The 23,358-nt window shown below is 64.6% G+C and carries 28 protein-coding genes and 1 pseudogene; 15 read left to right on the top strand and 14 right to left on the bottom strand.

Going from position 1 to position 23,358, the window contains the following annotated elements; translation table 11 throughout:
* Positions 1-222 precede the first annotated feature (222 nt).
* The gene (locus tag IVB12_RS07490; RefSeq protein ID WP_247297277.1) at positions 223-1,845 is read left to right on the top strand and encodes an ABC-F family ATP-binding cassette domain-containing protein; all 1,623 of its coding nucleotides are present in this window, start codon (positions 223-225) and stop codon (positions 1,843-1,845) included.
* Here the strand turns inward: IVB12_RS07490 and IVB12_RS07485 are convergent.
* Positions 1,842-2,823: pseudogene (locus IVB12_RS07485) on the bottom strand (glycerophosphodiester phosphodiesterase family protein). The gene IVB12_RS07490 and the pseudogene IVB12_RS07485 overlap by 4 nt on opposite strands.
* 142 nt (positions 2,824-2,965) lie before the next feature.
* On the opposite strand from IVB12_RS07485, the gene IVB12_RS07480 reads away from it, so the two are divergent.
* A complete protein-coding gene (locus IVB12_RS07480) occupies positions 2,966-3,841 on the top strand; it encodes an MBL fold metallo-hydrolase (RefSeq protein ID WP_247297276.1) in 876 nt (291 codons plus the stop codon).
* A 42-nt stretch (positions 3,842-3,883) separates the two neighbouring features.
* Here IVB12_RS07480 and IVB12_RS07475 read toward each other — a convergent pair whose 3' ends face one another.
* Entirely contained in the window at positions 3,884-4,132 is a 249-nt protein-coding gene (locus tag IVB12_RS07475; protein ID WP_247277308.1) for a hypothetical protein, read from the bottom strand.
* A 200-nt stretch (positions 4,133-4,332) separates the two neighbouring features.
* Between IVB12_RS07475 and IVB12_RS07470 the strand changes: the two genes are divergently transcribed.
* On the top strand, positions 4,333-4,797 hold the full coding sequence (locus IVB12_RS07470) for a cupin domain-containing protein (protein ID WP_247297274.1): 465 nt from the start codon (positions 4,333-4,335) through the stop codon (positions 4,795-4,797).
* A 5-nt stretch (positions 4,798-4,802) separates the two neighbouring features.
* Here IVB12_RS07470 and IVB12_RS07465 read toward each other — a convergent pair whose 3' ends face one another.
* Entirely contained in the window at positions 4,803-5,765 is a 963-nt protein-coding gene (locus IVB12_RS07465) for an alpha/beta hydrolase (RefSeq protein ID WP_247297268.1), read from the bottom strand.
* Here IVB12_RS07465 and IVB12_RS07460 point away from each other — a divergent pair.
* The 3 genes from IVB12_RS07460 (at position 5,764) to IVB12_RS07450 (ending at position 7,041) form a co-directional block, all read left to right on the top strand.
* Entirely contained in the window at positions 5,764-6,006 is a 243-nt protein-coding gene (locus IVB12_RS07460; protein ID WP_247297266.1) for a hypothetical protein, read from the top strand. The two genes, IVB12_RS07465 and IVB12_RS07460, sit on opposite strands and share 2 nt — an antisense overlap.
* Before the next feature lie 178 nt (positions 6,007-6,184).
* Complete coding sequence (locus IVB12_RS07455; protein WP_247297264.1) at positions 6,185-6,343, top strand: hypothetical protein; 159 nt, start codon at positions 6,185-6,187, stop codon at positions 6,341-6,343.
* Positions 6,344-6,450: 107 nt separating this feature from the next.
* The gene (locus IVB12_RS07450) at positions 6,451-7,041 is read left to right on the top strand and encodes an NAD(P)H-dependent oxidoreductase (RefSeq protein ID WP_247297262.1); all 591 of its coding nucleotides are present in this window, start codon (positions 6,451-6,453) and stop codon (positions 7,039-7,041) included.
* Positions 7,042-7,047: 6 nt separating this feature from the next.
* On the opposite strand, the gene IVB12_RS07445 is transcribed toward IVB12_RS07450, so the two are convergent.
* A complete protein-coding gene (locus IVB12_RS07445) occupies positions 7,048-9,129 on the bottom strand; it encodes a methyl-accepting chemotaxis protein (RefSeq protein ID WP_247297260.1) in 2,082 nt (693 codons plus the stop codon).
* 93 nt (positions 9,130-9,222) lie between these two features.
* Positions 9,223-9,666, bottom strand: a complete 444-nt coding sequence (locus tag IVB12_RS07440; protein WP_247297258.1) for a DUF1810 domain-containing protein — start codon at positions 9,664-9,666, stop codon at positions 9,223-9,225.
* 212 nt (positions 9,667-9,878) lie between these two features.
* On the opposite strand from IVB12_RS07440, the gene IVB12_RS07435 reads away from it, so the two are divergent.
* The 3 genes from IVB12_RS07435 to IVB12_RS07425 all read left to right on the top strand — a co-directional run bounded on the left by IVB12_RS07435 (position 9,879) and on the right by IVB12_RS07425 (position 12,353).
* Positions 9,879-10,832, top strand: a complete 954-nt coding sequence (locus tag IVB12_RS07435) for a DUF2778 domain-containing protein (protein ID WP_247297300.1) — start codon at positions 9,879-9,881, stop codon at positions 10,830-10,832.
* Positions 10,833-10,898: 66 nt separating this feature from the next.
* Positions 10,899-11,156 carry a hypothetical protein gene (locus IVB12_RS07430; RefSeq protein WP_247277300.1) on the top strand — a complete coding sequence of 86 codons (258 nt, stop codon included), beginning with the start codon at positions 10,899-10,901 and terminating at the stop codon, positions 11,154-11,156.
* A 105-nt stretch (positions 11,157-11,261) separates the two neighbouring features.
* Entirely contained in the window at positions 11,262-12,353 is a 1,092-nt protein-coding gene (locus IVB12_RS07425) for a substrate-binding domain-containing protein (RefSeq protein WP_247297256.1), read from the top strand.
* A 59-nt stretch (positions 12,354-12,412) separates the two neighbouring features.
* On the opposite strand, the gene IVB12_RS07420 is transcribed toward IVB12_RS07425, so the two are convergent.
* The 6 genes from IVB12_RS07420 to IVB12_RS07395 form a co-directional block, all read right to left on the bottom strand.
* Positions 12,413-13,195 (bottom strand): ABC transporter ATP-binding protein, encoded by a 783-nt coding sequence (locus IVB12_RS07420; protein ID WP_247297253.1) that lies wholly within the window; start codon positions 13,193-13,195, stop codon positions 12,413-12,415.
* Positions 13,183-14,238, bottom strand: a complete 1,056-nt coding sequence (locus IVB12_RS07415) for a dihydrodipicolinate synthase family protein (RefSeq protein ID WP_247297251.1) — start codon at positions 14,236-14,238, stop codon at positions 13,183-13,185. Before IVB12_RS07415 ends, IVB12_RS07420 begins: the two co-directional genes overlap by 13 nt.
* A 6-nt stretch (positions 14,239-14,244) precedes the next feature.
* Positions 14,245-15,066: a GNAT family N-acetyltransferase gene (locus IVB12_RS07410; protein ID WP_247297249.1), complete on the bottom strand. Its 822-nt coding sequence runs from the start codon at positions 15,064-15,066 to the stop codon at positions 14,245-14,247.
* A complete protein-coding gene (locus IVB12_RS07405; protein ID WP_247297247.1) occupies positions 15,053-16,090 on the bottom strand; it encodes an NAD(P)-dependent oxidoreductase in 1,038 nt (345 codons plus the stop codon). Before IVB12_RS07405 ends, IVB12_RS07410 begins: the two co-directional genes overlap by 14 nt.
* Positions 16,091-16,116: 26 nt before the next feature.
* Positions 16,117-16,887: an ABC transporter permease gene (locus IVB12_RS07400; protein ID WP_247297245.1), complete on the bottom strand. Its 771-nt coding sequence runs from the start codon at positions 16,885-16,887 to the stop codon at positions 16,117-16,119.
* Between the two features lie 81 nt (positions 16,888-16,968).
* Entirely contained in the window at positions 16,969-17,616 is a 648-nt protein-coding gene (locus IVB12_RS07395) for a TetR/AcrR family transcriptional regulator (protein ID WP_249797067.1), read from the bottom strand.
* Positions 17,617-17,716: 100 nt separating this feature from the next.
* Between IVB12_RS07395 and IVB12_RS07390 the strand changes: the two genes are divergently transcribed.
* From IVB12_RS07390 to IVB12_RS07370, 5 genes are all read left to right on the top strand, one after another.
* Complete coding sequence (locus IVB12_RS07390; RefSeq protein WP_247297234.1) at positions 17,717-18,733, top strand: ABC transporter substrate-binding protein; 1,017 nt, start codon at positions 17,717-17,719, stop codon at positions 18,731-18,733.
* A gap of 264 nt (positions 18,734-18,997) precedes the next feature.
* Entirely contained in the window at positions 18,998-19,696 is a 699-nt protein-coding gene (minC, locus tag IVB12_RS07385) for a septum site-determining protein MinC (protein WP_247297233.1), read from the top strand.
* Positions 19,697-19,714: 18 nt separating this feature from the next.
* On the top strand, positions 19,715-20,530 hold the full coding sequence (minD, locus tag IVB12_RS07380) for a septum site-determining protein MinD (protein ID WP_247297223.1): 816 nt from the start codon (positions 19,715-19,717) through the stop codon (positions 20,528-20,530).
* Positions 20,527-20,811: a cell division topological specificity factor MinE gene (minE, locus tag IVB12_RS07375; protein WP_247297221.1), complete on the top strand. Its 285-nt coding sequence runs from the start codon at positions 20,527-20,529 to the stop codon at positions 20,809-20,811. Before minD ends, minE begins: the two co-directional genes overlap by 4 nt.
* 172 nt (positions 20,812-20,983) lie before the next feature.
* Positions 20,984-21,169: a hypothetical protein gene (locus IVB12_RS07370; RefSeq protein WP_247277288.1), complete on the top strand. Its 186-nt coding sequence runs from the start codon at positions 20,984-20,986 to the stop codon at positions 21,167-21,169.
* Positions 21,170-21,189: 20 nt separating this feature from the next.
* Here IVB12_RS07370 and IVB12_RS07365 read toward each other — a convergent pair whose 3' ends face one another.
* Complete coding sequence (locus IVB12_RS07365; RefSeq protein ID WP_247297219.1) at positions 21,190-21,438, bottom strand: hypothetical protein; 249 nt, start codon at positions 21,436-21,438, stop codon at positions 21,190-21,192.
* A gap of 113 nt (positions 21,439-21,551) precedes the next feature.
* Positions 21,552-21,944, bottom strand: coding sequence for a hypothetical protein (locus IVB12_RS07360; protein WP_247297217.1), 393 nt, complete (start codon positions 21,942-21,944; stop codon positions 21,552-21,554).
* Between the two features lie 127 nt (positions 21,945-22,071).
* Here IVB12_RS07360 and IVB12_RS07355 point away from each other — a divergent pair, with 127 nt between their 5' ends.
* Complete coding sequence (locus IVB12_RS07355) at positions 22,072-22,857, top strand: SDR family oxidoreductase (RefSeq protein ID WP_247297216.1); 786 nt, start codon at positions 22,072-22,074, stop codon at positions 22,855-22,857.
* Here IVB12_RS07355 and IVB12_RS07350 read toward each other — a convergent pair whose 3' ends face one another.
* Entirely contained in the window at positions 22,858-23,088 is a 231-nt protein-coding gene (locus IVB12_RS07350) for a hypothetical protein (protein WP_247277284.1), read from the bottom strand.
* Positions 23,089-23,358: the final 270 nt, after the last annotated feature.

Below are 23,358 nucleotides of genomic sequence, written 5' to 3'. Positions count from 1 at the left end.
TGTGGCTCCGTTCTGACGCTCATGCGACCAGCACCGAGGACGATTATTTCGGGTGCCGAGGTGTCTCCAAGGTGGACACAAAATCGCCAAGTGATTTGCAGCGGCGGCGAATGAGATGGACGCGCCTTAGCCGACGCGCCAGGATTCGAGCCCCGCCGGGCTTCCCCTGGCGGCCGGCATGGCCTATGACGCTGCAACGCAAAAATTCCCCCAAAGACAAGCATGATCCGCCTCGACAACGTCAGCAAGCAAGCCGGCCACCAGATCCTGTTCATCGAAGCCTCCGCCGCTCTCAACAAAGGCGAGAAGATCGGCCTCGTCGGTCCGAACGGCGCCGGTAAGACCACCTTGTTCCGCATGATTGCCGGCGAGGAACTGCCCGATGAGGGCCAGGTCTCGACCGATCGCGGCATTACCATCGGCTATTTCAGCCAGGATGTCGGCGAGATGAGCGGCCGCAGCGCCGTGGCCGAAGTCATGAATGGCGCAGGTCCCGTCAGCGAGGTCGCGGCCGAGCTGCGCGAGCTCGAGGCTGCGATGGCCGATCCTGACAAGGCCGACGCGATGGACGAGATCATCGCCCGCTATGGCGAGGTGCAGCACCGCTTCGAGGAGCTCGACGGCTATGCGCTCGACGGTCGCGCCCGCGAGGCGCTCTCCGGCCTCGGCTTCAGCCAGGAGATGATGGATGGTGACGTCGGCAAGCTCTCCGGTGGCTGGAAGATGCGCGTGGCGCTGGCGCGCATCCTTTTGATGCGTCCCGACGTGATGCTGCTCGACGAGCCGAGCAACCATCTCGATCTGGAAAGCCTGATCTGGCTGGAAACATTCCTGCACGATTACGAAGGCACGCTGCTGATGACCTCGCATGACCGCGAGTTCATCAACCGCGTGATCTCCAAGGTGATCGAGATCGATTCCGGCTTGCTCACCACCTACGCCGGCGATTACGAATTCTACGAGCAACAGCGGGCGCAGAACGAGAAGCAGCAGCAGGCGCAGTTCGAACGCCAGCAGGCCATGCTCGCCAAGGAGATCAAGTTCATCGAGCGCTTCAAGGCGCGCGCCTCGCATGCCGCCCAGGTGCAGAGCCGGGTCAAGAAGCTCGACAAGATCGAACGCGTCGAGCCGCCGCGCCGCCGCCAGAGCGTTGCGTTCGACTTCCCGCCGGCGCCGCGCTCGGGCGAGGACGTCGTTGCGCTCAAGAACGTGCACAAGGGCTATGGCAACAAGCGCATCTATGATGGTCTCGATTTCATGATCCGCCGCCGCGAGCGGTGGTGCGTGATGGGCGTCAACGGCGCCGGCAAGTCGACGCTGCTCAAGCTGGTTGCCGGCGCGAGCGAGCCGGACAAAGGCACGGTGGCGCTCGGGGGCAGCGTCAAGATGGGCTATTTCGCCCAGCATGCGATGGATTTGCTCGACGGCGAGCGCACCGTGTTCCAGTCGCTGGAGGACGCGTTTCCAACCGCGGGGCAGGGCTCCTTGCGCGCGCTCGCCGGCTGCTTCGGCTTCTCCGGCGATGACGTCGAGAAGCGCTGCCGGGTGTTGTCCGGCGGCGAGAAGGCGCGCCTGGTGATGGCCAAGATGCTGTTCGATCCGCCGAACTTTTTGGTGCTGGACGAGCCGACCAACCATCTCGACCTCGCCACTAAGGAGATGCTGATCACGGCGCTGTCGGATTTCGAAGGCACCATGCTGTTCGTTTCGCACGACCGGCATTTTTTGGCGACGCTATCCAACCGCGTGCTGGAGCTGACGCCGGAGGGCATCCACCAATATGGCGGTGGCTACACGGAATACGTCGCACGCACCGGGCAGGAGGCCCCGGGATTGCGGAGCTAATCTTTGCTCTTGCCCGCGAGCTTGGCGATTGTCTCGATCTCGTTGGTCCAGATGCCGCCGGAATAGCCTTGCGGCAGCCGCGCGAACTTTCCGGCGTATCGATGCCGGTGGAGAACTCGCCGCTGCTGTAGGGACCGAGCACGAATACCGCGCTGTTGACCTCGTTCATCCGTGCAAGGAAGCGATCGGGCCAGCCCCATAGCCAAGGTGCAGCGTTGATCGGCACCAGCACCATGGCGTTGCGGCAAGCCGCAGGCACCAGGCCGGTCCAGCCATAACCGATATAGCGGATCAGACAGGTTCGGATGGCGGCGCGTGAAATCGTGCGGACGTCGGGGCTGAGGCGCCGGATCGCGTCGATCGGCTCGTCGCCGCCATAGACCATGATCGTTCGGCGGCGCTCGGCCGGCAGCGCGTTCAGTACGGTGGCAAGTTTCTCGCCTTCACTTGCGTCGCGGCTCTTCACGTTGATGAGGAACTGCCGGTCGGGGAAGGCGGCAAACACATCGTAGAGCGTTGGCATCATTCCGACGCCTTGCCGCGAAACGGGAATGTCTTGCCGCCGTCGGCGGTGTAGCCGTAGCCGACATCGAGCGTTTTCAGCCTCGCCATGCTCTGCTCGCGCGTGACGCCGTGGCCATCGGTGCGGCAGTCGAGCGTCCAATCATGGAATACGGCGAATTCGCCGTCGGTGGTCGGGTGCACGTCGAGTTCGACGACATCGGCACCGGCCTCGAAGCTCGCGCGCATCGAGCGCAGCGTGTTTTCCAGATAGTCGTGCGTCGTCCGCAACATTCGCGCGGCGGTGCAGGTGTCGCTCTTCAGGTCGCGCTCGTCGAAGCGTTGCGCCATGCCACGATGGGCAAGCAATACCGGCTTGCCGTCGCGATGGGGCGCCAGAAGACTGGTGTTGTTGATGTAGAGGCTAGCAGCGACGGCAATCATGGCCGCCGTCGCGAATTTCAGTTTCCTGCCCACGAGGTATTCCTATTCCGTGATCATGATCCGCGGGGTTTGGGGTTGATTTGCGGCGATCCAGGCATGGGAGACCTATGCGCAGCCGGGTTGAAGGCATCGAGTCCGTGCGTTACGCTTTCTCAAAAAGGGGAGCGAAACAACCATGAAGCAACTCCGGATCGGCGACATCACCATCGATGCGGTGATCGAGCGGGAAGGGCCGTGGCGGCGGCCGCAGGACTTTTTCCCGGCTTATGACGAGGGCGTGTTCAAGCGCCATCTGCCGACCATGGAGCCCGAAGTGTTCGACGCCGAGCGCGGCATGATGGTGATCACCTACCAGACGTTCGTGGTGCGCACGCCGCGCTACACCATTCTGGTCGACACCTGCACCGGCGAGGACAAGGGCCATCCGCCGCCGTTCGATTTTCCGGGCAAGGAGCGCTGGCGCAACGAACTGTTCGCGCTCGGCATCGGCTTCGAGCAGATCGACTACGTCTTCTGCACGCATCTGCACATCGACCACACCGGCTGGAATACGACCTTGCGCGACGGGCGCTGGGTGCCGACCTTTCCGAACGCGAAATACGTCTTTCACAAGGGCGAGTATGCGGCCTGGGAGGCCGAGCATGCCAAGGGCAGCAACCCGCCCGGCACCGTGTTTCGCGACAATTGCCTGCCGATCGTCGAGGCCGGGCAGGCGCTGCTGGTGGATGATGACTACGCGCTCGATGACACTGTGACGCTGACGCCGACGCCTGGGCATTCGCCCTGCCATTGCTGCGTGAACATTGTCTCCAAGGGCCAGCGCGCGGTGGTCGCGGGCGACCTCATGCATCACCAGATCCAGTGCCGCGAGCCGGAATGGTCGGCGAAGCCGGACTGGGATCCGAAGCAGTCGGCAGTGTCGCGGCGAAAATTCTTCGCGTCGGTTGCGGACACCGACACGCTGATTCTGCCGGTGCATTTTCCGGCGCCGACGGCGGGATGGATCAAGCCGCTGGACGGCGCGTTTGATTATCGCTTCAAGCGGGGGTGAAGCTCTGATTCAGAGGGGCGAAGGAGGAGAGGCAGCGCGCGGTTACGCGCCGACCTCGCACTTCTTCATAAAACTGTTCTTGGCGGCACCGGCGAGCGGCTTGCCGTCGGAGCCGACGGCCTTGGGTGCACAGGCGTCGGCCTTGCACTTTTTCAGGAACGAGGTCTTGGCGGCGCCGGCCAGCGGTTTGCCGTCCTTGCCGACCGCCTTGCTCTCGCAGGTGTCCTCGGCGAAGGCCGAACCCGCTGCAAAGGTGGCAACGACCGCTGCGAGCAAAATCCGCTTCATCATGGGTGTCTCCCTAAACCAGAATGGCGGGAAGATTGGAGCCGGGAATCATGGCGCAATCAAGCAGGATGAGCGGGCGCCGTCCGGTCGGCCTGCCAATTTTTCGGGCGCGATCGGCAAACGCCCCCACTTGTTGCACTGCTCGCTGACCGGGCGGGGCGATCCTGCTAGCTTCGAACAGTTGAGAGAGAGGGAGCATCGTGATGGACGCCGTGAGCCCCGAAGACCAGGCAGCCGCGGATCGGCATTCTCATCTGGTTCGTCCCCAAGACATGGATTGGCAAAAGACACGCTTTCCGGGCTGCGAAGCCAAGACGCTGCTGTTCGACCGCAGCAGCGGTCTGATGACCGCCTTGATGCGCTTTGCCCCGGGATCGGTGCTGCCCGATCATGAGCATGTCGGCATCGAGCAGAGCTACGTCATCGAAGGCGCGCTCGTCGACAAGGAGGGGCCGGCCAAGGGGATCGCCTGCAAAGCCGGCGAATTCATCTGGCGCGAGGCAGGCAGCCGGCACGCCGCCTGGTGCCCGGAGGGCGCCCTGATCCTGGCGATCTTCCAGGTGCCGAACAAGTTCTTCGAAGCCGACGGCCGCGTCGTCGACGCTGCCGGCCAGGATTGGGACGAAACCTGGGGGCACACTGGCGAGCAGCGGGCGCGGAGCATCTAGCGCTGTCAGACGCCGCGCATGAGCAGGGCCTTGAAGTCGGCGCGTGCACGCTGCGCCTCGGCGCGCGCGACGTCCGAGGCATCGCCCATGCCGAAATAGCCATGGATCAGGCCGGGACCCTCATGGTGCTTGACGCGGACGCCGGCCGCCTCCAGTGCCCGCGCATAGGCCGCGCCCTCGTCGCGCAGGGGATCGAACCAGGCGGTGGTCACGACCGCGGGTGCGACACCGGCGAGAGATGCCGCGCGCAGGGGTGAGACCCTCCAGTCCGAAGCAAGGCGGGGATCGGCGAGATAATGGCCGCAAAACCATTCCATCGTGGCACGCGTCAGGAAATAACCATCGGCATTCTCGGCGCGCGAGGGATAGCGCGCGTTCTCGCGCGCATCGGCATAAGCACCGAGGACGTCGGTTACGGGATAGACCAACAATTGCGCGGCAAGCTTGATGCCGGCATCGCGGCAAGCGATCGCGGTGGTCGCCGCGAGATTGCCGCCGGCGCTGTCGCCGGCCACGCCGACGCGCTTCGCATCGCCGCCAAATTCCGCGACGCGGTTGAAGATGTCACTGACGGCGGCGAAGGCATCCTCGAAGGCGCCGGGAAAGCGCGTCTCGGGCGGACGGCGATAGTCGACGGAGACGACGACCGCGCCGGTCTCGATCGCGAGGTTGCGCGCCTGCCGGTCGTGGGTTTCGAGATCGCCCGCAACCCAGCCGCCGCCATGGAAGAACACCACCGTGGGTGCAGGTGTCGAGCCGATCCGATAGACGCGTGCGTCGAGCGGGCCAGCGCCGCCTTTCACCTTGATATCCCGCACGCTATCAACGCGCGGTGGCGGGATGGCCGCACGCGAGGCAGCCAGTGCGCGCAAGGAGTCGCGGGCGCTCTGTGGCGTCATCGTGGCGGGATCGCGCATCGGCATGAGCGGAATGATCTGGGCGATGACGGGATCTAGCGGCGCGGCCATGGCGTATCTCCTCGCGGGGTTCTTGGTCTTGCTTGCGGGTCAGCATAGATTTTGCGCGCCGCATCGGCAACCGGCGCTCTGCCGCAACACCGGTCGAACGGGCAGGGAGATTCCGGAGGACGAGGTGATCATGACCTGCGTTGCGCTGAGCTATCCCGACGACAGCTTTGCCGCGAATGCAGTTCGCTCGGACCGCGAACATAACGACGAGTTCGTGCGCTACGTGGGTTTTGCCGAATAGCACGACGTGAAGGAGATTATTCTCCGGCGGAATTTTTTTGGCGCGGAGTCGTTAGCGGCCTCTTGCAATCTCGAAGGTGCGGGAGGAACAATATGCAGACTAAGAGGTTTGTTGCTGGCGCGAGGGAATTGACATGCGGCGGCTGGCTAGCCTGGTTCGACGTTTATTTGGTCCGCGAATGCGGCGCCCGATCGATGACGATCCAAGTCTTCCTTTCACACCCGAGGAGCTCGGCCGGCTGATCCGCAGTGGCAAGCACGAGGACATGAAGCTGCTGGCCGACGGCCTGGCCTGCCGGTCCATTCCGCACCGCGCCAGATATCGCGCGACGCACTGAAGCGCCGCGACGCTCGAGCATCGCGACGCTCAAGTATCGCGACACTCAAGCGCCGCGACAAAGAGAATCGCTCCGCGCCTCAGCGACATGCTAGGATGCGGCCCATCATGAGCAATCGCATCCTCGTCCTCTACGGTTCCTATCGTTCCGACCGCATGGGCATCCGCCTTGCGAACTTCGTCATCAATCGTCTGCGCGGTCGCGGCCAGGAGGTCGAATTCATCGACGCCAAGACGATCGGCCTGCCGATGCTGGACCGCATGTACAAGGAATATCCCAAAGGCACCGCGCCGGAGGCGCTGGAAAGGCTGGCCGGACAGATCCGCGGCGCCGACGGTTTTGTCTTTGTCACCGGCGAATACAATTGGGGCATCCAGCCCGGCCTGAAAAACCTCACCGACCATTTCCTCGAAGAATGGTTCTGGCGTCCGGCTGCGATCGCGAGCTACTCGGCCGGCCGGCTCTCGGGCGCGCGCGCCGCGACCGCCTGGCACGGCACGCTGTCGGAGATGGGCATGGTGGTGGTGTCGAGCACGATCGGCGTCGGCCCGATCGCGCAGACGCTGTCGGACGACGGAGAGCCGATCGGCGACGGCGGCAAGGCGCTGGAACGCTCGTTCCCGCGCTTTGCCGACGATCTTGCGTGGTGGATCGAGGCGGCCAAGGCGCAGCGGGCGCGCAAGGCGCCGCCTTATTGAGACGTCTTACGCCGCCCTGACCTCGCCAAGGAAGCGGTCGAACTGTCCGGCGAGATCGCGCGACTGGGTCGAGAGCTGCTCGGCGGCGCCTAGCACCTCCCGGGCGGCGGCTCCCGAGTCATCCGCGGCGCGTTGCACGCCGGAGATGTTGCTGTTGACTTCCTGGGTGCCGCGGGCGGCCTCCTGGACGCTGCGGGCGATCTCCTTGGTGGCCGAGCCCTGCTCCTCGATCGCGGCGGCAATCGCAGCGCCAATCTGGTCGATCTCGGCGATGACGTCGGCGACGTTGCGGATCGCGGCAACGGTCTCGTCGCTCGCGCTCTGGATCGCGGTGATCTGCTCGGAGATTTCGGTGGTGGCCTTGGCAGTCTGGCCGGCCAGCGACTTCACTTCGGAAGCAACCACCGCAAAGCCGCGGCCGGCATCGCCGGCGCGGGCGGCCTCGATGGTCGCGTTCAGCGCCAGCAGGTTGGTCTGCTCGGCGATGCTCTGGATCAGCGTGACGACGTCGCCGATCTTCTGCGCGCCCTCGGCGAGCGTGCGCGCGGTATCGTCGGTGCGGCGGGCATTGTCGACGGCGCGGGCGGCGATCTCGGTGGATTGCGCGACCTGACGGCCGATCTCAGCGATCGACGAGGTCAGCTCCTCGGTGGCGCTGGCAACCGTCTGCACGTTGGTCGAGGTCTGTTCGGAGGCGGCGGCGACGATTGCGGCCTGGCTGTTGGTCTGGGCCGCGGTCGAGGTCATCGACTGTGCCGTGCTTTCCATCGTCGCGGAGGCCCGGGACAGGCCGCCGACCAGCTCGGTGACCTTGGCCTCGAAGGCGCGGGTGAGGTCGTCAAGCGCCTGGGCACGGCGCATCTTGCCGTCGTTCTCGGCCTGCTTCTCGGCGGCGAGCCGGTCGGCCCGGATCATGTTGTCCTTGAACACCTGAACCGCCGCGGCCATCGCGCCGATCTCGTCGGAGCGCTCGGCACCGGGGATGCCGTCGGCAACCTCGCCATCGGCAAGCCGCGACATCCGCCTCGTCAGGCTGACGATCGGGGCGCAGACGCGGCGGCGAACCACCACAATGAGGCCGACGCTGGCGACCAGCACGGCAAGGAGGCCGACGAGGGCGAAGGTGAAGCTGGTGCGTGCGGCCGAGGAGGCGCCGGCAAGGATCTGCTCGGCGTTATCATAGAAGGCGTCGCGAACGTCGATGATGGTGCCGAGGCCGCGCTGCGTGGCGGCGTAATAGGTGTCCACGTCGTGTTCGTACTTGCCGCTGACCGCGCCGTCCTTCACCAGCTTGAGCTCGCGGCCGAACTCCTCGACATAGACCGCGTTGAACTTCTCCAGCGCAGCGGCGACGTTCCTTGGAGTCGCCGGATTGCCGCGCAGTTCCTGTAGCGTCATCACGATCTGATCGTTGCGGCCCTGCGAGCGGCTGATCTCGGCCTTCTCGGCGTCGGTCGCCGGTTTCTTGCCGCCGACGAGATTCTTGTGCAGGCTGGAATTGAAGCCGCCGATGTCACGCAGCGTCATCGCGATGTTGGCGTAGCTGGCCTGCCGGTAGGCGTCGCCGTTGAGAATCGCCATGCGGCGGACCTGCTCGTTGAGCAGCGCGGTCACGCCGCTGTTGAGCACGGCATTGTCGGCGACGATCTTCTTGGCCGCGTCCTTGCGGGCCTCTGCCGGCCCTGCGAGCGCCTTATCGATGGCCTCGCGCAGCGCCGTGAATTTCGCATTGATGCCGTCGATGTTGCTGCCGATGGTGCTGCCGTCCTCGAAGGAGCCGGGCAGCTCTTTGCGCAGCGCGTTCATCCTGTCGCGAGCACCGTCGGTCTGCTTGCGCAGCTTGTCCTGTTCGGCAAGCAGCGCAGGGTCGATCGTGGCGGGGCCGTAGAGAATGTTGGTGGAAAAGCCGCGCTCCGGGTTGAGATAGCGCGGGATGTCGCTGGCCGCTCGGACGATCGCCAGGCGGCCTTGCGCCTCGCCGATCCGCTCCATCATCTGGTATTTGGTCACGGCGACGTAGACGGCGAGGCCGCCGCCGACGGTCGAGAGCGAGACGATGGCGGTGGTCAGGAGCGTACCGATTTTCATGATCTGTCCGGCAATTGGCGCGGGGAGAATTATTTTGCTCGGAAGATAGGCAGCCGGTATTAATCTCGGGTTTACGCTGCCGCTCGCGTCAACTCAGCCGGATGCCCGTCCGTCGAGCTTCGCCAGGATCTCCAGCGTGGCGCGATCGCGTTCGCCGGCGAAGTAGCGGGCGAGGGCCTCGCCGAAAATAGGCTCATTGGAAACCGCACCGAACAGCGTCATCGACGAGCGGAATTTCGTATCATCCGGCGCGCCCAGGATCGCGTTGATGGTCCGCCCCTGAACGGCGAGCACGAGCCTGGTACATTCGATCAGGCGCGCCCCGAGGACGGGATGGGCGAGATAGGCCTGGGCCTCCGCGCGGGAGCCGATCGCGTAGCGCTGCGACATGGCGCTGACGCCGAGGCCGGCGACCTGCGGGAAGATGAACCACATCCAGTGAGTCTGCTTCCGGCCCCGGGCCAGCTCGCCCTGCACGTCGCGATAGACCGGGTCCTGGGCCCGGATAAAGCGCTCGAGATCGAAAGGATCGGTCATTGGATACCTTGGGAAAGCCTTGCCGGACCCGTTGCCAGCCCTTGCCGGCCGCGATTATGCCTAACTTTTGGCTCCCAATGTGGTAGCTGGTATAGAGTCTCCGGGTGGGGGTTGGGCACCCCCGGGGTCGATTTGGGGATCTGATGGTTTCCGACGCAGCACATGCCGGGAGGCTGTTGTCGCGCCGCCGTGTCGGGCGAGCCGAAGCGATTTTGCTGTCTCTGGCAGCGATCGCGCTGGCGCTTGGCGCCGCCGCGTGGGTCGCGGATATGGGCGATTCGTCCCCACTGGTCTCCGCCGCGTTGCCGCCGGCCAATGCCCCTTCATTCGAGGATCGTTTCGCTTCGGCCTCCGGCAATCCGCCGGCCCGCGAACTCGGCCTCCGGACGCTGGAGCGCTCCGCCCTGAACGCGGTCCAGCTCAAGCTTCGCGATGCCAAGGCCATGCTGGCTGAGAGGCTCCAGGGCGACGACTGGCGCTCGATCCTGACCGAAGAAGACGATCGGCCTGCGGCCGAGGAGGCGAGGCCCTCGCAGCGCGCCGACACCATCCCGATGCCGCGCTCGCGTCCGGTCCAGGCCGATCTCGCCTCCCAGATCGCATCCAGCCAAGCGTATGCCGACACTGGTTCACGGGTCGATAACCGCAATTTCTTCGAAAAATTCACCGACAAGATCAAGCTGGCCTCGCTGACGCCCGACAGCGGCCTGTTCGGCAAGGCGCCCGATCTTGCGGCCCTCGGCTACGATTCGCGGACGGCGGTCTATGACATCTCGGCCAAGGCGGTTTACCTGCCAAGCGGCGTGGCGCTCGAGGCCCATTCCGGCTTAGGCCCGCTGATGGACAACCCCGACCATGTCGATCGGCGCATGGTCGGCGCGACGCCGCCGGCGACCTACGAGCTGAAGCCGCGCGAAAAGCCGTTCCATGGCGTCCGCGCGCTGCGCATGACGCCGGTCGAAGGCACCAACGCGCTCGGGCGCGTCGGCCTGCTCACCCACAATTACATGCTCGGACCGCGCGGCGATTCCAACGGTTGCGTCTCGATCAAGGACTATGACCGTTTCATCAAGGCCTACGACAATGGCGAGTTCAACCGTCTGGTCGTGGTGCCGAGCCTGCGCGGCTCTGCGACCGCTTCGCAGCGCGCGAGCACTGATTCCTGAGACTTGCCTGCCGCGGCGGGGCTGCCGTTTCCCCTTCGTTAAGTCGTCCTCGTCCAGAAGCAGCCCATGAGTGATCCATCAAACTCCGAGACCCCGCTGCGGACGACGTTCAAGATCAAGCTGAACGGTGACACGCTGGCGATTGCGACCGTCGGCCAGGCCTATCAGTTCCTGACCAATTTCAAGTCTGTGGAATGGATGGAATTCCGCTCCCTGCATGAGGATGCTGTCGAGGCGCTGGAGGGCGCTGCCGGTAACGCCATGTTGGCAGTGCAGGCAACCAACGCCGTGCGCGCGCTGTTCGTCAGTGCGAAGCTGCTCTGACGGGCTCACAGTCCCGCAGGCCCGATGGACCCCAGCGCAATTCGAGGACGGACATCGTGGCCGAACGCCGATATGCTTGAGATTTACTATTAGGGAGAGACCCCAATGAAACGCCGTACATTTCTCAAGGGCGGCGCGGTCGCCGGCGCGACGACGCTGGTTGCGGCCCCTGCGCTCGCGCAAGGCGCGCCCGAGATCAAATGGCGCCTAACCTCGAGCTTCCCGAAGTCGCTCGACACCATCTACGGTACGGCGCAGACGTTCGCGAAATACGTCGCGGAAGCGACCGACAACAAATTCCAGATCCAGACCTTCGCCGCCGGCGAGCTCGTGCCCGGCCTGCAGGCGCTCGATGCCGTCAGCACCGCCTCGGTGGAGATGGCGCAGACGCCGCTCTATTTCTACATCGGCAAGGAGCCGGCGCTGGCCTATGCCACCGGCGCGCCGTTCGGCATGAACCATCGCCACCAGGAATCATGGTGGCACTTCGGCGGCGGCGCCGATCTCACCAACGAAGCGCTCAAACCCTTCAAGGCCCACGCCATCCTCTGCGGCAATTCCGGCACCCAGATGGGCGGCTGGTTCCGCAAGGAGATCAAGACGGTCGACGACCTCAAAGGACTCAAATTCCGCATCGCGGGCATGGGTGGCCATGTGCTGGCGCGGCTCGGCGTCGTCCCGCAACAGATCGCCGGCGGCGATGTCTATCCGGCCCTCGAGAAGGGCACGATCGATGCCGCCGAATTCGTCGGTCCCTATGACGACGAGAAGCTCGGTTTCCAGAAGGTCGCCAAATACTATTATTTCCCGGGCTGGTGGGAAGGCGGCGCCATGCTGCACATGATCGTCAACGATGAGAAATGGGCCTCGCTGCCCAAGCAATATCAGGCGATCGTCAACCAGGCGGGATCTGCGGCCGGCGCCTGGATGCTCGAGAAATACGACAGCGTGAATCCGGCGGCGCTGAAACGGCTGATCGCCAATGGCGCGGAGCTGAGGGCCTTCCCGCAGCCGGTGCTGGAGGCCTGCTACAACGCGACCCAGGATCATCTGAACGAGCTCGCCGCCAAGAGCGATCTGTTCAGGCGGACGAAGGACAGCCACGACGCCTATATGAAGGAGCTGCTGTTCTACACGCAGATCGCGGAGAACTTCTACGACAATTATCTGCTCAGCAAGACACGCAACAAGAGCTGAGCGCGCAGCTCTCGTAGCAACCATCTTAATGGTTGCTACGAGAATTTTCGTACGGCGAGCTACGTCGCGCCTAGTCCCAGCTTCGCATAGATCCTTCGCGCATAGACGCCGAACGCATCCGTGGTCTTCAGCGGAAGGTCGCGCGGGAAGGGCAGGTCGATCGGGAAATAATCGGCCATCTTCGCCGGACCCGCCGTCAGCACGGCGCAGTGCGAGGACAGGAAGACGGCTTCCTGGATCGAGTGCGTGACGAAGATGATTGTCTTGCCGCTCTCACGCCAGATCCGCAGCATCTCGAGATTCATCTGCTCGCGCGTCAGCGCATCCAGCGCACCGAACGGCTCGTCCATCAGGATCAGCTTTGGATCGTGAATGAATGCGCGCGCGATCGCGGTGCGCTGCTGCATACCGCCGGAGAGCTGCTGCGGATATTTGTGCTCGTAACCGGCAAGCCCGACCAGATTGAGCAGATCGTGCGCCCGCGCACGCGCGGCCTTCATCGGCAGGCCGACGATCTCGGCCGGCAGCAGCACGTTGTCCAGAATGGTGCGCCACTTCAAGAGCAGTGCCTGCTGGAACACCATGCCGATGTCGCGGGTCGGATCGAACGGGCTCTTGGCATTGCCGATTGTCACTGTGCCGCCGTCAGCGCCGTGCAGCCCAGCCAGGATCTTCATTACCGTGGTCTTGCCGCAGCCGGAGGGGCCGACCAGCGAGACCAGCTCACCTTCCTGCACGTCCATGGTGACGTCGGAGACTGCCAGGAATTCGGCGCCGCCGCTGCGGTAGACTTTCCGGACGCCGCGCAGGCTGATGAAGGGCTCGGAGCTCATGCCAGCCATTTGTTCAGATGGGCGGCGACGAAGGCATCGTCGCTGAGATCGGCGTGCTCGCGACAGACGCGGTCGATCTCCTGCTTCTGGCCGGGGCTGAGGCCCTCGTTCGGATCGAGGCACCACAGGCCCTGCATCAGGCCCTGACGCCGCAGCACCTCGTGGCAGCCGGCGATGCAGCCGTGAAAGTTGTTGGCGACGTCGAAGAACGCGCTGTTGCAGTCGGTGACGCGGGCGTCGAGCGCGAGTAGGTCGGCCGGAACGCTGTCCTTGTGCCGCGCGGCCTTGCAGCGCTCGAAGAGTTGTATGGCGCTTGCGGTCCACACCGACCAATGGCCGAGCAGGCCGCCCTTGAAGTAGGTTCGCGTGGTGATGCCCTTGTCGCGCAGGTCGAACGGCAGGGTGAGGTCGAGCAGGATGTGGTCGTCATTGCCGGTGTAGAGCGCGACGCGGTCGAGTGCGGCTGCGGCGGCAACACCGCGGAGCACGTCGAGAGTCCTGTAGCGGTTAAACGGCGCGATCTTGATCGCGATGACATTGTCGATCGAGGCGAAGCGCTGCCAGAACTGGCTGGAGAGGATGACGCCGCCCACGGCCGGCTGGAGGTAGAAGCCGACCAGCGGGATCTCCGCGGCCACCGCCGTGCAATGCGCGATGATCTCATCCTCGGAGGCGCTCTTCATCGCGGCGAGGCTGAGCAGGCCGGCGTGATAGCCGACGTCGCGTGCGGTGCGGGCCTCAGCGATTGCCTGGCTGGTTGGGCCGGCAAGGCCTGCGACCATCGCCAATGGACGCTTGGTCCAGCTCGCGGCTGTCTCGGCGGCGAGCTCGAGCACGGGACGGTAGAGGCCGACGTCGCGAATCGCGAACTGCGTCGTGTGCACGCCGACGGCAAGGCCGCCTGCGCCGGCATCGACGTAATAGCGCGTCAGCGCGCGCTGATGCGTCTTGTCGAGCTGGCGCTCGGCGGTGAGGGCGAGGGGATGCGCCGGCAGCACGGTGCCCTCGGCGATCAGCTTGCGGATGTCGCTGTTGATCTGGCTGTGGTGCATGATGTCCTATCCGAATTCGGGGCCGGCGACGGCGAATGGCGTTTCTTCGGCCGCGGCGGTTGGAGGGCCGAACCGCATGCGCTGAAACGGCCGCTCGATGGTCCAGCCCGAGGCGGTCAATCCGTCGAGGAACGCGGGTTGCGAGGCGACAGCGTCGAGCAGGAGCGGGCCATTCTCGGATCCCGCAATCACGCGAACCAGAGCCAGCGCTTCGACGGCATGATCCGCGAACAAGGGGCCGATATGGCGCGCGGTTCTGTCATCCCGGACGAGCGTAATGCTGCTATTGGCTGCGACGATACGCGACCCGGCGCGCTGTGCGAGGGCGGTCAGCAGAGCGGTCCGTTCGAAACCTGTGGCGCGCTGGTCGCGGGCACAAAGCGCCTCGAGCGTTGCGGACGACGGCGCCGCCGCAGATGCCGGCGTAGGTTTCATCAGCTTCAGCCGCCGCAATTGCAGAGTCGGTGTGAAGCCGAGGCGCCCGTAGACGGCGGCGCCGTCGGGCGTCGCATCGAGCCAGCTCGTGAGACCGTTCTTGCGCGCCGCTTCCAGGCAGGCATCGACGAGGCGTGTCGCCAGACCACGGCGGCGATGCCTTGCCGACACCAGCACCATGCTGATCCAGGCGTTGTTGCCGGAATACGGCAGCAGTGCTGCGGTCGCCACCAGTCGCGCGCCCTCGCGGATGCCGAACACGACACCATCGCGCAGGAAAACGCGCCAATCCTGTTCGGTCTGGTTCCAGCGCGCTTCCGTCGACAGCGCCAGCCCGGCGTTCGCATCGGCGACGCCGAGCTTGATGACGGGCGGACCGTCAGTAGCGTCCATCGCGCACCTCGTATTTGGTGGGCTTGCCAAGCGTCGGCATGGCGCGGGAGACCCAGTCCGCGGTCCAGGCGATCAACTGCTCGGTGTCGACGACCGGCAAACCGAACAGTTCGACCGCTTTCGACGTGTCGGTCAGCCATGCCGTCGGCTCTTCCTTGCCTGTCAGCACCGGTGCGCGGCCGAACCTCGCACCGAACTTCTGCGCGAGATCGCGCACCGCGAGGATCTCGTGGCCGCTGACATTGATCGGGGAGGTCGGTGTCGTGCAATGGGCGAGGCAGCGCAGCGCCTGGGCGGACGCATCGCCCTGCCAGATGAAGTTGACGTGACCGAGGCTGACGTCGATTGGCGTGCCCGTCAGCACTTTCGTGGCGATGTCGTGCAACACGCCATAGCGCATGTCGATCGCGTAGTTGAGGCGGAACAGGCGGCCCGGTGTTCCGAATTTGCGCGAAAAATATTCGAACATCCGCTCGCGTCCGACGCAGGACTGGGCATACTCGCCGGGCGGGTTCGGCGCCATGTCCTCGGTCGAGCCCTTACCGTCGACGGGGACAAAGGGATAGATGCAGCCGGTCGAGAACGCCACGATCCGGGACGCGGGGAAGGCCTGCGCGACCAGGGCCGGCACATGCGCGTTCATCGCCCAGGTCAGCGACAGATCGCCCTCCGCGCCGAACTTGCGGCCGGCCATGAAGATGATGTTGGGCGCCTTCGGCAGCGCGTGAATGGCGCTTTCGTCCATCAAATCGCAATTGATCGTCTCGATGGCGCGCGCGTGCAGCCAGTCCTTGACACTGGCGTCGCTGAAGCGCGCGACACCGATGACGCGGCGGTCCGGCGCGGCAGCTTTTGCGAGCCCCGCCAGCGTCGGGCCCATCTTGCCGGCGACGCCAAGGATCATGATGTCGCCCTCGACGTTCCTGAGGTCATCGATCAGTGCCTGCGTCGGCCGGCACAGGAGCTCGTCGAGCGCAGCGACGTCAGGGATGGTCTTGGGCAGGGTCTGGCGGGTGAGCAACATGGATTTGGTCCTTAGTTCTGCCGTTGTCAGGTCTGTCTCGCGTCGCCAACCACGAACATGCGTTCGAGGGCGAGCACCAGGCCGTAGAGGGCGACCCCCAGCAGCGTTAGCAGCACGACGGCCATCACCATCGCGGGCGTGTCGAGCGACGACTGCACCTGGATCATGAGGTAGCCCAGCCCGCGCTCGGAGGCGATGAACTCGCCGACGATGGCACCGGCCACCGCGAGGATGGCGCCGACCTTCATGCCGGAGAAGATGTAAGGCAGCGATCCCGGTAGCTGGATCTTTCGGAAAAGCGTCCAGCGCGAGCCGCGCAGCGATTTGACGAGATCGAGCAGATCGGGCTCGACCTCGCGCAGGCCCCGCGCGGTGGTGAGCAGGATCGGAAAGAAGCAGATGCTGAAGGCGATCAAAATGTTCGGCACGATGCCGTAGGAGAACCAGACGATGAAGAGCGGGCCGAGCGCGACCTTCGGAATCATGTTCAGCGTCACGAACAGCGGCAGCAGCGCGAGGCTGAGCAGCGGCGCCCAGCTGAAGATCACGGCCAGCGCAACGCCGACGAAGGCGCCAAGCGCGAAGCCGCCGAGGATCTCGATCGCCGTCACCAGCGTGTTGGCACCCCAGGCATAGCCTGTGGTTGCCAGCGTCTGCACGGTGGCGAGCGGCGAGGGCAGGATGAATTTCGGCACGTGGAAAGCATCGACCGCGACCTGCCAGAGCACGAGCACAGCAAGATGCACGATCAGGATGATCGCAAAGCTGCGCGAGGTGCGGGCCGCGTCTCCTGTCACCGATTGCTCCCTGTTGCGACGGTCACTTGCCGCTACGACGAGCCTAACCGGTTTTGAGCGAAGTTTCAACCAGTTGGTTGATTAGGGTCGCAGCGACTGCAGCACCAAATCGGCGACGTGCCTGCGGCGGGCGCGGCGCTGGGTGCGGCTCGACAGGTCCTTACCGAAGATCGCCGACAGCGTCGGCGTGTTGGAGAAGAAGAAATAGCTGAGGCCCGCAATCGAGATATAGAGCTGAACGGGATCGATCCCCTTGCGGAACACGCCGGCGCGTACCCCCTCGTTGAGGATGTGGGAGACGCTTCTCACCAGCGGGGAATGCATCGCCTCCAGCCGCGTCGAGCCGCGGACGTGGCGAGCGCCGCCGCGGTTCTCGTCGTTCAGAAGCACGATGAAATCGGGGTTTGCCGCCAGATGGTCGAATGAGGCTTCGATCAGCCTGCGGATGGCCTTTTCCGGCGGCAGGCCTTCGAGCTTGAGCTTGCGCTCCTGCTCGCGGATGTCCTCATAGACCCATTCGAGCACGGCGAGGTAGAGCGCGTCCTTGTCGCCGAAATAGTGATAGACGAGCTGCTTGTTTACGCCGGCACGCTCGGCGATCTCGTCGACGCGGGCCCCCGCAAAGCCGTGCCGGGCGAATTCCAGCCGCGCCGCGGTGAGCAGCTTGTTGCGGGTGGCGACGGGATCACGGCGCTGCGGCACGGTGTCGCCAGATCGTTTTGCAGGCATTTCCAACCAAACAGTTGACAAGTTGAGGGCGGGCTTGTTGCATTGGTATCCTCACATGGCGAGAGCGACAAGCCGGGTCGCGGCAATGAGGAGAGGTGCGATGAAGCATTTGCAGGCGGCGGGCTCTGCCCTGGTATTGGCGCTGACGCTCGGTGTGTCGGCGATGCCTGCGCGCGCGGGCGAGGCGGTCAATCTGATCCTGAACTGGACGCCGACGGCCGATCACTCGCCGTATTATTACGCCAAGGCTCAAGGCTGGTACGAGAAGGCGGGCATCGACCTGACGATCGAGACCGGCAAAGGCTCCGGCGTCTCCGCCGCCAAGGTCGGCTCCGGCGGCTCGCCTTTCGGCGTCGCCGATCTCGCCACCATGCTGGTGGCCAAGAGCAAGGGCGCCGACACGGTTGCGGTGATGAGCGTCTATGCCAATACCGGCCAGACCTTCTACTGGCTGAAGAGCTACGGCGTGAACGGTGTGAAGGACTTTGCCGGGCACAAGATCGGCAACCCGCCTGGGGATGCCTCGCGCGTGATGTGGCCGGCCTTCGCCAAGGCCGCAGGTCTGGCGCCCGATTCTGTCGGCTTCGTCAATGTCGGGCCGACCGCGAAGATCGCGGCGCTGAAGAGCCACACCGTCGACATCATCAGCGACTTCTACAACGAGCACGATCTGAAAGTGATCGAGTTCGGACCCGATCTCGGCTACATCAACTGGAAGGACATCGGGCTCAATCCCTATGGCAATTCGCTGATCGTCAACGGCGCTTATCTGCAGAAGAATCCCAAGGTGGTCGAGGAGTTCGTGCGCGTCACGCAGAAGGCCTTTGCGGCTTGCGTCGCCGACGTCACGCCATGCCTGAAGGCGCTGCTCGATCAGGTCTCCGGTCTCGACAGGGAGAACCAGGAGCGCCAGTGGGAACGCATCAAGTCCCTGATGACCGACGAATTCACGACGACGAAGTCGCTCGGCTGGATCGACGGCGAGCGGATGAAGAAGGACTACGAGCTGGTCCAAACCTATCTCGGTATGGAGAAGCCGTTCGACGTGTCGACGGCGTTCACGACCAAGATGCTCGATCCCTCCATCAAGATGGATGCCAGCAAGGTGAAGAAGTAAGGGCTCTCCCGACATGCCGCGGGCATGCCCCCGTGAAGGCGGGGCGTCCAATACGCCGCGGCCTATCCAGCATCCACAACCATCTCAAGTACTGGATCACCTGCCGTCGCGGGTGATGACAGCGGTGTGCTGGACGAGAGCGCCCGCGCGACGCGCGGCCGCTAGCCCAACGGATTCCACGTGACCCCGCGGGGAAATTAACCGGCCATTAACCATATCCGCCGCATCGTTAACCATTCAATAATTGGGAACGAGTCGGCCGATATGGAGGCTGCAGTAAAAACTCAACGCCAAATGGTGCGCCTGCGGGGGCGCTCCTATGTGGCCTTCGTGTTCGTGCCGACCGTTCCGATCCTGGACTGGCTCCAGGAGATCGATGCGACGATCGCCCGCTCGCCGGGCTTCTTTGCCGGCCGGCCCGTGGTGATCGACCTGTCCTCGGTCGATCTGAGCCAAGCCGGCATCGGCCATCTCTTGACCAGCCTGCAGGACCGCAACATCCGCGTGCTCGGCGTTGAAGGCGTGGAAGAGGCAAGGCTGACCCCGACGATGCCACCGCTGCTCTCGGGCGGACGCAGCTGTGTGGTCGAGCCGAACGCGCCCAAGAAGACCGAGACGAAGGCCGAGACCAAGCCGACCTCGCTGCTGCTCGAGGCTCCCGTGCGCTCGGGCCAGACCGTGATCTTCCCCGAAGGCGACATCACCATTCTCGGCTCCGTCGGCTCCGGCGCCGAGGTCGTCGCCGGCGGCTCCATTCACATTTACGGCGCGTTGCGCGGCCGCGCCATGGCCGGGGTCAACGGTCACACCAGCGCGCGCATCTACTGCCAGAAGATCGAAGCCGAACTGCTTGCAATCGATGGGTTTTATCAGACTGCCGACGACATCGACGCCGCCCTGCGCGGCCAGCCTGCCCAAGCCTTTCTGCAAGGCAACACCATGCGAATTACCGCGCTGAACTGACCAGAGGAGATTTTTGAAATGGCTAAGGTACTGGTCGTGACATCAGGCAAGGGCGGGGTCGGCAAGACCACGACCACTGCCGCACTGGGGGCCGCGCTCGCGCAGCGCGGCGACAAGGTCGTCGTCGTCGATTTCGACGTCGGCCTGCGCAATCTCGACCTCGTAATGGGCGCCGAACGCCGCGTGGTGTTCGACCTCATCAACGTAGTGCAGGGCGTAGCCAAGCTGCCCCAGGCGCTAATCAAAGACAAGCGGCTGGAGAATCTCTGGCTGCTGCCGGCCTCGCAAACCCGCGACAAGGATGCGCTGACGGAGGAGGGCGTGGGCAAGGTCATCGCCGATCTGCGCAGCCGGTTCGACTGGGTGATCTGCGATAGCCCGGCCGGCATCGAGCGCGGCGCCTCGATGGCCATGCGCTTTGCCGACGAGGCCGTGATCGTCACCAATCCGGAAGTCTCCTCGGTACGCGATTCCGATCGCATCATCGGCATGCTCGATTCCAAGACGGTGCGGGCCGAGAAGGGCGAGCGCGTCGAGAAGCACGTTCTCATCACCCGCTACGATCCCTCCCGCGCCGCGCGCGGCGAGATGCTGACCATCGACGACATTCTCGAGATCCTCGCCACGCCTTTGCTCGGCATCATCCCCGAGAGCCAGGACGTGTTGCGCGCCTCGAACGTCGGTACCCCCGTGACGCTGTCGAACGCGGACGGCGCACCGGCGCGGGCCTATAGCGACGCGGCGCGGCGGCTGTGCGGCGATACCGTGCCGATGCAGGTTCCGACCGAGCGCAAGGGCTTCATGGATCGTCTGCTGCGACGGAGGGCTGCATGAGCATGGGTCTGCTCCGGCTTCTGCGCGGCAACAAGGCCTCGTCTGCTCCCGTCGCTCGCGAACGGTTGCAGATCCTGCTCGCGCATGAACGAGGGATGCGTGGCCAGCCCGATCTGCTCGGGGTGCTGCGTGAGGAAATACTCGCCGTCGTGTCCAAGCACGTCAAGCTGGACCCGACCAAGGTCATCGTCCGGCTCGAGCGCGGCGACGATGTGTCGACCCTAGAGGTCGATATCGAGGTGCCCAACGATTTCGAGCGCAAGCGCGTGGCGGTCGCGTAGGGGACGCGGCAAGCGACTTTCATTGGGGTGGGTGAGAAGGCGGTCCGCCGGGCATGGCGGGCCGCCTTTGTCGCGAGGTAAGCGGAACGGGTCGCATGGCGAGATCGTTGTGGGAGACCCGCGGAGCGCCGCCGAGCCGGGCGCCGCGGTTTCCTTCAAACGGAGAGCGCCCATGATGTCCGAGCTCCAGGTCCACACCGTCGCGCGGCAGATGCTGGAACAGCATGGATTCGCTGCGATTGCGAAGGCCGCCGAGCAGGCGCAGGCCTGCGAGGGCCGCGGCGAGGCCGAAGAGGCCAAAGAATGGCGTCACATCGCCGATGCCATGAAGATCATGCGCGGTCCGCACCAGAGCTGACGACTTAAGCGCGGGCGTACTCAACGCTCGCCGCGATCGGTGGCTTGCGTCGAACGTCGATTCTGCGTCTGGGGCTGCGCCCGCTCGCCTGTGGCTTTGCAGGGAAGGGGTTCCCACGAGCCGTCCGGCGCCTGCTGATAGGCAGTACAGGGCGACGAAGTGGATTTTTCCTCGCTTCTCTGGGCGTCGGAATTCTTCGCCAGCACGGGCGCAGTCAGCACCGTGGCGGCCGCAATCGCGCCGGCGAAAACGAAATGGATATTCCGCATCAGGGCTCTCCGGTTCGAATTCGAAGAGGCCGCATGCTGTGGAGAATTGTGACGATTTTTGGTCGGGAGCGTCGGCTGTTGGCAGCGTGCTTAACGCTGCAACAGCCGCCTCGTTAGCCGCCCTTGCTGCGGATCAATCCGGCGAGGTTGGTCTTCTGGGCCTCGCACCAGCCGGGCATGCCGAGGCGGCGCTGGTCCATGTCGGTCGCCTGGGTGGCGACTGCGACCTCCGCCATCAAATCGTCGTCCTGCTTCTCGCCCATCTTGCCGCCGGTGTGCATCCAGGCGATCGCCTTGCGCACCTTCTCGGTGGTGCCGTCAGGCAGGTGCATCTGCTGCGCCTTCTGCACGAGGTCCTGATAAACGAGATCCGTGTTGGGGCACTCGACCTTGGCGGCGAAGGCCTGCAACACCATCGTCACATAGGTCGACCGCGGCGGCGCGTCGGCCGCCTGCGCCGGCGCGGCCAGCAGCAACAAGCCCGTCATCAGAAAACCGGTGCGCATCCTTGGTCTCTCCTCCGTTTTTTTGAGAGGCTAGCGTCCGCCGCGCTGCTCCGCAATGGTGCCGGGAGGCCATTGTCGTTCCTCGGCGCGGCGCGCTAGATTGTGTCCGCCGGCCCCGGAACGCAACATGAGCCTGTTCAGCACGCCATTCGACCCCGCACGCGACACCGCGCTCGTCACCGGCGCCGGCAACGGCATCGGCCGCGCGATCGCGCAGGCTCTGGTCGGCGAGGGCGTCCGGACCGTGTTTGCCGATATCAATGCCGAGCGGGTGAGGGTCGCGATCAGCGCGAGCAAGAGACCCGAACTGGCGGTGCCCTGGATCGGCGATCTCGCCAGGCTCGAGGCATGCGATGAGCTGCTGGCCGCCGCGCAGACAGCGCTCGGGGACATCACGCATTTCGTCCACAGCGCGTCTCCGCCCCGGCGAGAGGCGGACCATGCGCTCGCGGTCGATCGCCAAACCTGGCAGCAGATGCATGCCGTCAATCTCGATGCCGGCTTCCATCTGGCGCGCGAGATCGCGACACGGCTGATCGCGGCGAAGCGGCCGGGCTCGTTCCTGTTTCTCACCTCGCTGCATGCCGGCACGCCGCGCAACCTGCCGCACTATTCGACGGCGAAGGCGGCAATGGCGATGCTGGTGAAGGAGCTCGCCAAGACGTTTGGCCGCCACGACATCCGTGTCAACGCACTGGTGCCCGGCGCGATCGCAGCCGGCGGATTCGTCGCGGATGCCGCGCTGGCGCGGCACATTCCGCTCGGGCGCCTCGGCGAGGCCGATGACCTCGCCCCGATGGCGCTGACCGTCTTGTCGAACAAGCTGTCCGGTTACGTCACTGGCGCAGCCTTCGTCGTCGACGGCGGATTGTCGCTGACGAACTGGTTCGAAGCGCCAGTGGTTGACGTATAGCTAGCGCTGCCACGCAGGGACGGGATCGAGCGGCGTGCGATAGACCTCGTTGTGATCGCGGTCCGTGACGCGCACCGAGCAACCCTTCTGCTGGAGCTCCGGCTTCACCTGGGACAGCTCGGTCGCCAATTGATCGGCCCGATCGGAGGCGACCTCGATGTCTTCGAGGATGATTCCACCCTGGTTCTTGAACTCTTCACCAACCACAAGATCGAAGGAGTAGTAAGGCATCCGAATTCCCCGGTGTGACGACCCAAGTTTGAAAAACGAGTCTTCAACGGAAAGTCTCGACACACCCGGCATGGTACCACTGAGTCGATCGTTTCGAATGAACCGGCCGCGCAATCTCTGTGCTTATGGCGCAGAAATGATGTGCAGCAAGCGGGCCCGTTAAGAATTTATTAAATATGCGGCGTGATCATAAAGCATGGAATTGCAACAGAACCGGGCTCCGGGAACCGGCAGTTGCAAGAGAAGGCCGCCGGCATAGATCCCGACGGC

Origin of the sequence: Bradyrhizobium sp. 179, from assembly GCF_023073535.1 — a bacterium.
In the GTDB taxonomy this organism is placed as follows: Bacteria; Pseudomonadota; Alphaproteobacteria; order Rhizobiales; family Xanthobacteraceae; genus Bradyrhizobium.
The sequence above is the reverse complement of the archived record's forward strand: the minus strand, read 5'-3'. Positions and strand labels throughout refer to the sequence as shown.

Excerpts from the sequence above, each read along its gene's own strand:
- IVB12_RS07490 (WP_247297277.1), top strand. The coding sequence starts at position 223 with ATGATCCGCCTCGACAACGTCAGCAAGCAAGCCGGCCACCAGATCCTG.
- IVB12_RS07480 (WP_247297276.1), top strand. The coding sequence starts at position 2,966 with ATGAAGCAACTCCGGATCGGCGACATCACCATCGATGCGGTGATCGAG.
- IVB12_RS07475 (WP_247277308.1), bottom strand. The coding sequence starts at position 4,132 with ATGATGAAGCGGATTTTGCTCGCAGCGGTCGTTGCCACCTTTGCAGCG.
- IVB12_RS07470 (WP_247297274.1), top strand. The coding sequence starts at position 4,333 with ATGGACGCCGTGAGCCCCGAAGACCAGGCAGCCGCGGATCGGCATTCT.
- IVB12_RS07460 (WP_247297266.1), top strand. The coding sequence starts at position 5,764 with ATGGCGTATCTCCTCGCGGGGTTCTTGGTCTTGCTTGCGGGTCAGCAT.
- IVB12_RS07465 (WP_247297268.1), bottom strand. The coding sequence starts at position 5,765 with ATGGCCGCGCCGCTAGATCCCGTCATCGCCCAGATCATTCCGCTCATG.
- IVB12_RS07455 (WP_247297264.1), top strand. The coding sequence starts at position 6,185 with ATGCGGCGCCCGATCGATGACGATCCAAGTCTTCCTTTCACACCCGAG.
- IVB12_RS07450 (WP_247297262.1), top strand. The coding sequence starts at position 6,451 with ATGAGCAATCGCATCCTCGTCCTCTACGGTTCCTATCGTTCCGACCGC.
- IVB12_RS07445 (WP_247297260.1), bottom strand. The coding sequence starts at position 9,129 with ATGAAAATCGGTACGCTCCTGACCACCGCCATCGTCTCGCTCTCGACC.
- IVB12_RS07440 (WP_247297258.1), bottom strand. The coding sequence starts at position 9,666 with ATGACCGATCCTTTCGATCTCGAGCGCTTTATCCGGGCCCAGGACCCG.
- IVB12_RS07430 (WP_247277300.1), top strand. The coding sequence starts at position 10,899 with ATGAGTGATCCATCAAACTCCGAGACCCCGCTGCGGACGACGTTCAAG.
- IVB12_RS07425 (WP_247297256.1), top strand. The coding sequence starts at position 11,262 with ATGAAACGCCGTACATTTCTCAAGGGCGGCGCGGTCGCCGGCGCGACG.
- IVB12_RS07420 (WP_247297253.1), bottom strand. The coding sequence starts at position 13,195 with ATGGCTGGCATGAGCTCCGAGCCCTTCATCAGCCTGCGCGGCGTCCGG.
- IVB12_RS07415 (WP_247297251.1), bottom strand. The coding sequence starts at position 14,238 with ATGCACCACAGCCAGATCAACAGCGACATCCGCAAGCTGATCGCCGAG.
- IVB12_RS07410 (WP_247297249.1), bottom strand. The coding sequence starts at position 15,066 with ATGGACGCTACTGACGGTCCGCCCGTCATCAAGCTCGGCGTCGCCGAT.
- IVB12_RS07405 (WP_247297247.1), bottom strand. The coding sequence starts at position 16,090 with ATGTTGCTCACCCGCCAGACCCTGCCCAAGACCATCCCTGACGTCGCT.
- IVB12_RS07395 (WP_249797067.1), bottom strand. The coding sequence starts at position 17,616 with ATGCCTGCAAAACGATCTGGCGACACCGTGCCGCAGCGCCGTGATCCC.
- IVB12_RS07390 (WP_247297234.1), top strand. The coding sequence starts at position 17,717 with ATGAAGCATTTGCAGGCGGCGGGCTCTGCCCTGGTATTGGCGCTGACG.
- minC (WP_247297233.1), top strand. The coding sequence starts at position 18,998 with ATGGAGGCTGCAGTAAAAACTCAACGCCAAATGGTGCGCCTGCGGGGG.
- minD (WP_247297223.1), top strand. The coding sequence starts at position 19,715 with ATGGCTAAGGTACTGGTCGTGACATCAGGCAAGGGCGGGGTCGGCAAG.
- minE (WP_247297221.1), top strand. The coding sequence starts at position 20,527 with ATGAGCATGGGTCTGCTCCGGCTTCTGCGCGGCAACAAGGCCTCGTCT.
- IVB12_RS07370 (WP_247277288.1), top strand. The coding sequence starts at position 20,984 with ATGATGTCCGAGCTCCAGGTCCACACCGTCGCGCGGCAGATGCTGGAA.
- IVB12_RS07365 (WP_247297219.1), bottom strand. The coding sequence starts at position 21,438 with ATGCGGAATATCCATTTCGTTTTCGCCGGCGCGATTGCGGCCGCCACG.
- IVB12_RS07360 (WP_247297217.1), bottom strand. The coding sequence starts at position 21,944 with ATGCGCACCGGTTTTCTGATGACGGGCTTGTTGCTGCTGGCCGCGCCG.
- IVB12_RS07355 (WP_247297216.1), top strand. The coding sequence starts at position 22,072 with ATGAGCCTGTTCAGCACGCCATTCGACCCCGCACGCGACACCGCGCTC.
- IVB12_RS07350 (WP_247277284.1), bottom strand. The coding sequence starts at position 23,088 with ATGCCTTACTACTCCTTCGATCTTGTGGTTGGTGAAGAGTTCAAGAAC.